Here is a 7,320-nt window from a genome sequence, read left to right on the forward strand (position 1 = left end):
ATGAAATTGAGAGCGATTATAAAATTTTATTTGATAAAAATATTATTGTGAATGATTCTACAAATAACCATTTCGATGTTTCTTTAGGCAAACATAGTAAACTAAAAGAGAGGGAAATTTTAATTAGTCCTCAAGAAATTTTTCAAATTGGAAATTTAGTTGCAAAACCTCAAATAGCAAATGAAGTAGTATCTAGAGATATTCCTTTGAATATGAATTTTTCTGCTGTTTATTCATTAATTAAGAAGATAAGTAAAAAAAATTTTGATTCAGTCTTAATGAAATTTAGAGATAAAGTTTATGATGCATGGAGTAACAGTTCAAATTTTAGCATTAAAAAGGGTGGATGGCGTAAGGGTAATGTATATTCTTTTGATGAGGATATATTTATTTATTATTTGGCAGAATCTTTAACAAGGCATAACTATGAGGATATATTTCCAAAACTTAAACCTTTAATCAGTCTTAATGAAGATAGTTTAACTTATTTAAGTTCAAGTTATTATGTTGATGCTGAAAAAATAGATATGTTTTTTCATTATCTCTCTGTAAATAAAACTTTTATTAATTCTCTTGAACCAGATAAAATTTTGAAATATTTAAAGGAAGATGCGTATCTTTTAGAAAAGGTTTTTTTATCTGAAAATGTTTCTATTTTAAATGAATCGTTAAATATTTTAAGGACTCCAGAAGTAATATTAAGCTCTGGGTTTGATTTAACACAAGCCTATAATATTCTCTCTAATTATATTATATTCTTGCAGTTTGATAATGATAGTTTTATATTGGATAAGTTGAGAGAAGAGTTAATAAAATTTATTTCTACATTGTTTTTTGTAACTAATGATGGAGAGGCTTATGTTTCTGAAAATAAAAAGGATTTGTCTTGGGATATTGAGTATACACTTAAAATTGCTGGATTACTTAAAAGACTTGCTTCTAAGTTAAATTCTAATTTAATATTGGAGTTTGCTTGTAATGCTATTTACTATTCTTTGATGAACTCTGATGGTAATAGTATTCCATATGAGAATTATTATGCTGATATTGTTGATAATGATTATATTCCAAAATTTAATTTATTTCCCAATCTTGGAATTGGACATTGGATATATAGTTCGTCAAAGATTGTAAATTTTAATTTTTCTCAGTCTTTTTATTCTATTGAATTTGATCGTGATTTAAATTCTCCTGGATATTTCTTTTTTAAAGGTGTTGAACGTCCTACTTTAGTTAGATTTAGAAATATTAATTGGTTTACAGATGTTCAATTTTATATATATTCTGATGGGTGGAGATATTATGCTGGAAATAAAACATTGGTTTTAAAAATAACACCTAAAAAACTCGATGATACAAAAATTTTTTTAAGATTTGATAATATAATGGGATTTAGGGATATTGATGAGTAAAATTGTTGATTCAGCTCAGTTAATTGTTGATATTGGAAATACAAGTATATCTTTTGCGTTATATGATGTTGGAGGCATGCAAATATTTTGTAAACTTAAAACAAAACTCGATTTAAGTTTTGGAGAGCTTTGTAACTTTCTTAAACTCAAATTTAATTTTAAAGTTAGTAAAGTATTTGTAAGTAGTGTTGTACCAGTTATCGATAAAGTGCTTATTGATGCAATTATTTTTCTTTATAATGTGACTCCTTTATTTATTGGTTATGATTTAAGTTATGATTTAAGTTTTGAATTTTATAATGGTCGTAAGTTTATTTTAGGATCAGATGTTTTTGCAAATCTTGTTGGAGCTATTGAATATTATAATATTAATGATGCTTTGATTGCAGATCTTGGCACAGCTTGTACTATTTTTGCAGTTAGTAGAAAAGATGGCATACTTGGAGGTTTAATTAATGGTGGACCTTTCACAAGTTTGACTGCATTAATTGAAAATGCATATCTTTTAAAGGATTTTAATCTTGTAGTGCCTCAAAATTTATTGGGTTTGTCAACTATTGATAGTGTCAATAGCGGTGTAATTTATCAGTATAAGTATTTAATAGAAGGTGTTTATCATGATCTTATTCGTAATTATGATAGAGAATTTAAATTAATAATTACGGGGGGAAATTCTAATTTGATTTTACCTTTAATAAGTGTAGATTTTATATTTAATTTATATTTGACGCTTGAAGGCATTAGAATTTTGGGAAATGCTTTTAAAGAAAATCATTTGTCTTGAAATTAAAAATGTTTGTAAATAGTTCTTTTTTGTTGAAGCTTTTGTTTATTCCAAATCTAGTTAATGAAAAATCATATTTTACAGGATCATCTTTGTTTTGTTCTAAAAAGTATTTTGTAATTTCTATTGCTCTTTTGAGACTTACATTCTTTGTATTTTGAAGATTAAATAGTTTTGCTGAAATATCTCTCATATGAGTATCCATTGGAATTATTAAATTTGATGGATTAATTTTATTCCAAATTCCCAAATCAACATTGTCTTTTCTTATCATCCATCTTAAGAATAAAAATAGTCTTTTACAAGCGCTTCCTTTTGATGGTTTGGGGAGTATCATTCCAAATGGCTCTTTATTAACATTTTCCATTTGTATTATAAGCTCGTCTAAACTTGCTATAAAGTTTTTGTTTTTTTTGTAGATGTTATGAAATAAATTTTCAATTGATAGATATTTTTCTTTTATTGTTTTAATAGACATTAGTAATTTAACAATGTCTTCTGTTGTAAAAAACCTGTATGTAAAGTCTTTATATATTTCATTTAAATCTTTTCTTGTAAATGTTTTGAGTGTTTTTGAAGGTTGTTTTCCAAGTGGTTTTAAAATGTACTCAATTGCTGATAATATTTTCTCAACTCTTCCCAATGCTAGTGATGAGCTAATTAAACCTACAAGTTCAATGTCTTCTTTTTCTGTATATTTATATAAAAATTCTAATGGGTCTGGATGAACAAATTCTCGTTTATTATATTTACTGTATATAAATTCTAATATTTCTGATATATTATCCTTATTTTTTTGCATTCTCAAATTCTAACAACCCTAACAATATTTTTTTTAATTTTTTATCATAAAGTTTGTCTGTTGCCCATTTTCCAGTGAGATCATATATTGTTGGAGCAGATCCTCTTTTGACGAAATAAAATCTAGGATCAACCATATTTGAGTTTATATCTTGGCTTGAGGCATAGGCTTTTAAATGTTGAATGTGTGCTCTTATTCCTTCTTTCATATTAGAAAAAGAATTTCCCTTTGTAAAATTGTCAATGGCTCCTAATCCTGAAAAATTATGTTGTTCTTTTGATACTATCCCATTAAATTTTAAAACACCTGTTTCAAGTAACATTTGGGCATAGGCAATATCATAATTTATTCCTTCAATTATAGCTTCTTCTATGTAAATTTGTGCAATTGTTTTTACATATTCTGCTTCAAGATAAGGATTCATTTTTAATGTATATTTTACAATATCCTCTACTTGACTTTTTCCTTTACTTAGTAAAAAGGGAATATATTTTTCTTTTTGTGTTGAGGTGTTTATTTCAATTATTTCTTCAATGCAGTAACTCTTTACTGTTAATAATATTTGTGATATTACTACCAGTATAAACTTCTTGTGCATTTTTAATGTCCTTTGTCTTCAATAAATTGATCAATTTCATTTATCATGAAATCAAATCTTGGTAATGTTAATTCTTGATTTTTAAATAAGTTGAAACTTGATAAATAACTTCTACTAAAGATGAAATCAGAAATCTCGCCAATATGATTCATGTTGATTATTTTTATAGAAGATATATCCGATTCTGTTTGTTGCCATTCATTTTCATCTTGTTTTATTAATAATTGTAACGTTTTGATTTTAAATTTTTGAGGTTTACCCCCAATATTTATATATTTTTTTATTTGTTGATTTTGATTTATGATTTCATTTGCAATGTTTATTTGATTTCCCATTGTAATTAAGACCAATTGATTTATATCCATTCTTGAATCTAAAAATTTTAATTTTTGACTCGATTTTACAAGTTCTATTATATTTTGAATTTCTGTAATATCAGATATTTTGTCTTTTCTTTGACTGAAAATTTTGATTGGTTCTACCAAATATTTAATCATTGAGTTTGAAATATGTGTTAGTAAAGTTGTATTGTTATTTTTAATAAAGTTATGAGTGTTTACATGTTTGTATATTGGAGAATATAGATATACAATATTTCCTTTTTTAACTAGTCTGTTTACGAATGATTTAAACATTGAGTCATGGGAATAAGAGGGTAAAATAATTAGGATACTGTCATATATTTTTTGATGGTTGCTAATTGGTGCATCTTTATATACATTTTCATATGTTGGAAGGTAATTCATTTCGTTTATAAAGAAAGGATTAAAATCATAATAAAAAAAAGGGTTTTGACGTTTAAGTCCTAATGTGAGATTAATTGGATACCAAACCGATAGATTTAGTTTATTTTTGTGATCTTTGATTTTTGTAAATCCTATTTTATAGTTTGCATTTATGTCTTTTGGATAATTGATAAAGAAACTGAGATATGAAAATATTGTTGCAATAAATACTATTATTATTGATGGTATTACTATCATTATTTTAAAAGGAATAGTGAAAAATATTCTTTTAAGTTTATTGTTTTGTTTCCTTTGTTTTTGTCTTCTAAGAATGATTGTTTTTATGGTTTTAATAGTAGTTATTATTAAGAAAAATAGGAATATGGAGCCGGTATATAACATTAATGGTCTTGCTTCTATAAGATATAACGTAATTATGAAGAAGGTTCCTGGGAATATGATGAAATAATCTTCATAAGAAAATTCTTTTTTAAAATTAAACAAATTTATTATTAAAAATATACCAAAACTTAATAAAAATATTGTTTCATAAGATTGTTCGTACATAAAAAATATTTTTTCCTTAACTAATTATAAGCATAAAAACTTTATTTACAAAATAATTTATTGAGTTGCATTGAGCTTTTAATGATATAACCAGGTTTTTTCTTTTATCGTTTAATTTTATTATGATATAATTGGGGTTCTTAAGGGGTAATGGTAATAGATGTTAGGAATATTTTTAGGAACTGGTGCATCAAGTGGTGTTCCTATGTTGAATTGTAATTGTAGAGTATGTAATTCAGATTTTTATAAAAATAAAAGACTTAGAAGTGCATTTTTGTTAAGTTTGTGTGGTCTTAACTTATTGATTGATACGGGACCTGATATTAGAACACAGCTTTTAAGGGAAAATATTTTGAAATTGGATTTGGTATTGTATACTCATGAACATTATGATCATATTATGGGACTTGATGATATTAAATTTTATACAAGGTGTGTTCCTTTACCTATTTATGCCCGAGAGACTACTATGCATCATATTAAAAATGCATTTCCACATAATTTTTCATCAAGAATGTCTATCAGTGGAAAAGCCAATATTCTTCCTAGATTAGCAGTTGATTTTGAGCAAATTTTTTTTAAAGGAATAAAGATAATTCCAATTCCTTTACTACATGGAGATATAATTAGTTTGGGGTATAGAATAAATAATTTAGCATATCTTACTGATGTTAAGTCTATTCCCGAGATTTCTTATAGTTATTTAGAGGGATTAGATGTATTGGTGATAGATGCTTTGAGAATTAAACCTCATCCAGGTCATTTAAATTTTGATGATGCTATTCTTGAAGTTAAAAAGATCAATCCTAAAATTGCTTATTTCACTCATATTGCACATGATATTATGCATGATGAATTTGATTATTTGAGGAGGGATAATATTTATTTAGCTTATGATGGCTTACAAATATATATTTAGATTGGTATATAATGATGAATTTGATTTCTTGGAATGTTAATGGAATAAGAGCTGTTTCTAATAAGGGTTTTCTTAATTTTATTGCAGAATATAGTCCTGATATTTTGTGTTTGCAGGAAACCAAGGCTTTAAAAGAACAGTTACCTAGGGAGCTTATTGATATTGAGGGATATTATTCATATTTTTCAAAATCCATAATCAAAGGTTATAGTGGTGTTGCTATTTATTCAAAAATTGAGCCTATTAAATTGGAAAATATGAATATTGAAATATTTGATAGAGAAGGGAGATGCATTATTGCTCATTATCATGATTTTATTCTGATTAATGCATATTTTCCTAATTCACAGTCTTTAAGAAAAAGACTTAATTATAAGCTTGAATTTTTGATGAGTCTTGAATCTATTGCAAATGCATTTGCAACTTCTGGAAAAAATCTTATTGTTTGTGGGGATTTTAATATTGCACATACGGAAATTGATTTGTCCAATCCTAAGACTAGCAGAGAGTCTGCTGGCTTTTATGTTGAAGAAACCAATTGGATGGATAATTTTTTAAATAGAGGTTATGTGGATACATTTAGAATGTTTAATAAGGAGCCAGGTAATTATACTTGGTGGGATTATAAGACGAGAGCTAGGGAACGTAATGTAGGATGGAGAATTGATTATTTTGTTATAAATAAGGCTTTTCAATCTAAAGTAAAAGATGCTTTAATTTTAAATAAGGTAATGGGTAGTGATCATTGTCCTGTTTTTTTAAAATTAAAGCAATAGATTAATATGTATGGGAGTTATGTATGAGTCGGTATTTTGTAATGGTTTTGTTTTTGTGTATTCATAATCTGACTTTTGGAATAAAGTTAATTGATTTAGAAAGTATTGATTTTTATCGCAGTCTTGAGAAGCAGGATTTGTTATTTATAATTCATTTATTAGAACGTGAAAAATATTTAAATCAAAAGGATGAGCTCTTTACATATATTGATTTAGCTAATCAGGCTTTGATTGAGAAAGGTACACAGGTTTTGGGTGGCAATGATAAATTGGATGATATGCAACTTATTAATCCTTTGCAACGAGATAATCTGGATAATTATAATAGTTCAAAGTTTGTTTTGAAAGCATCTAAAGCGTTAAATATTTTTGTGTTTTTTGATGATCTTGATGGGTTTTTAAAAACATTAGATGGTCGTAGAGTAGGTTTTAGTGATGGTAATTTTGTTATCTTAGATCAGGTTTCTTTTAAAGGTTATGATAATGTTGCAAGTGAACATGCTACTATTGAAATTTATGAAAAAAGTATTCTAAATCCTGATTTTAATAAACTTATTTTAGACAAGTTGGGATTTTTTGTTTATGTTGGGGAATTAAATAAGAAAATTTATTTTAATGATATTGAAAAATTGTCTAAAGGGGAACTTTTATTTTTATTTTATGAATTGTTTCCTATTTCTAGATTAAAAGGTATAAAGGATTGGTATGATTTTGGATTTACGTCTATTATTAGAGAA

General features: G+C 26.1%; 8 protein-coding genes. 5 read left to right on the top strand and 3 right to left on the bottom strand.

Annotation, left to right across the window (positions count from 1 at the left end):
- Together BN1173_RS02675 and BN1173_RS02680 are read left to right on the top strand one after the other, a co-directional pair.
- Window positions 1-1,412, top strand: a 1,412-nt coding sequence (locus BN1173_RS02675) for a hypothetical protein (protein ID WP_040236421.1), incomplete at its 5' end; no start/stop codon positions are given.
- Window positions 1,405-2,196 carry a type III pantothenate kinase gene (locus BN1173_RS02680; protein ID WP_025400788.1) on the top strand — a complete coding sequence of 264 codons (792 nt, stop codon included), beginning with the start codon at window positions 1,405-1,407 and terminating at the stop codon, window positions 2,194-2,196. The genes BN1173_RS02675 and BN1173_RS02680, both read left to right, overlap by 8 nt.
- Here BN1173_RS02680 and BN1173_RS02685 read toward each other — a convergent pair.
- The 3 genes from BN1173_RS02685 to BN1173_RS02695 are packed head-to-tail and all read right to left on the bottom strand — an operon-like array spanning window position 2,174 to window position 4,888.
- The gene (locus tag BN1173_RS02685; RefSeq protein WP_040236424.1) at window positions 2,174-2,998 is read right to left on the bottom strand and encodes a TIGR02757 family protein; all 825 of its coding nucleotides are present in this window, start codon (window positions 2,996-2,998) and stop codon (window positions 2,174-2,176) included. The two genes, BN1173_RS02680 and BN1173_RS02685, sit on opposite strands and share 23 nt — an antisense overlap.
- Window positions 2,985-3,596 (bottom strand): glucosaminidase domain-containing protein, encoded by a 612-nt coding sequence (locus tag BN1173_RS02690; protein WP_040236426.1) that lies wholly within the window; start codon window positions 3,594-3,596, stop codon window positions 2,985-2,987. The genes BN1173_RS02685 and BN1173_RS02690 overlap by 14 nt, the downstream gene beginning before the upstream one ends.
- A 2-nt stretch (window positions 3,597-3,598) precedes the next feature.
- Window positions 3,599-4,888 (bottom strand): hypothetical protein, encoded by a 1,290-nt coding sequence (locus BN1173_RS02695; protein WP_040236427.1) that lies wholly within the window; start codon window positions 4,886-4,888, stop codon window positions 3,599-3,601.
- Between the two features lie 160 nt (window positions 4,889-5,048).
- Between BN1173_RS02695 and BN1173_RS02700 the strand changes: the two genes are divergently transcribed.
- From BN1173_RS02700 to BN1173_RS02710, 3 genes are all read left to right on the top strand, one after another.
- Window positions 5,049-5,807, top strand: coding sequence for an MBL fold metallo-hydrolase (locus BN1173_RS02700; protein WP_040236429.1), 759 nt, complete (start codon window positions 5,049-5,051; stop codon window positions 5,805-5,807).
- A gap of 14 nt (window positions 5,808-5,821) precedes the next feature.
- Window positions 5,822-6,583 carry an exodeoxyribonuclease III gene (xth, locus tag BN1173_RS02705; RefSeq protein WP_040236430.1) on the top strand — a complete coding sequence of 254 codons (762 nt, stop codon included), beginning with the start codon at window positions 5,822-5,824 and terminating at the stop codon, window positions 6,581-6,583.
- 23 nt (window positions 6,584-6,606) lie between these two features.
- A partial coding sequence (locus tag BN1173_RS02710; protein WP_040236431.1) for a hypothetical protein occupies window positions 6,607-7,320 on the top strand: 714 nt, incomplete at its 3' end.

This window comes from Borrelia crocidurae (assembly GCF_000825665.2).
In the GTDB taxonomy this organism is placed as follows: Bacteria; Spirochaetota; Spirochaetia; order Borreliales; family Borreliaceae; genus Borrelia; species Borrelia duttonii.

Excerpts from the sequence above, each read along its gene's own strand:
- xth (WP_040236430.1), top strand. The coding sequence starts at position 5,822 with ATGAATTTGATTTCTTGGAATGTTAATGGAATAAGAGCTGTTTCTAAT.
- BN1173_RS02695 (WP_040236427.1), bottom strand. The coding sequence starts at position 4,888 with ATGTACGAACAATCTTATGAAACAATATTTTTATTAAGTTTTGGTATA.
- BN1173_RS02690 (WP_040236426.1), bottom strand. The coding sequence starts at position 3,596 with ATGCACAAGAAGTTTATACTGGTAGTAATATCACAAATATTATTAACA.
- BN1173_RS02700 (WP_040236429.1), top strand. The coding sequence starts at position 5,049 with ATGTTAGGAATATTTTTAGGAACTGGTGCATCAAGTGGTGTTCCTATG.
- BN1173_RS02680 (WP_025400788.1), top strand. The coding sequence starts at position 1,405 with ATGAGTAAAATTGTTGATTCAGCTCAGTTAATTGTTGATATTGGAAAT.
- BN1173_RS02685 (WP_040236424.1), bottom strand. The coding sequence starts at position 2,998 with ATGCAAAAAAATAAGGATAATATATCAGAAATATTAGAATTTATATAC.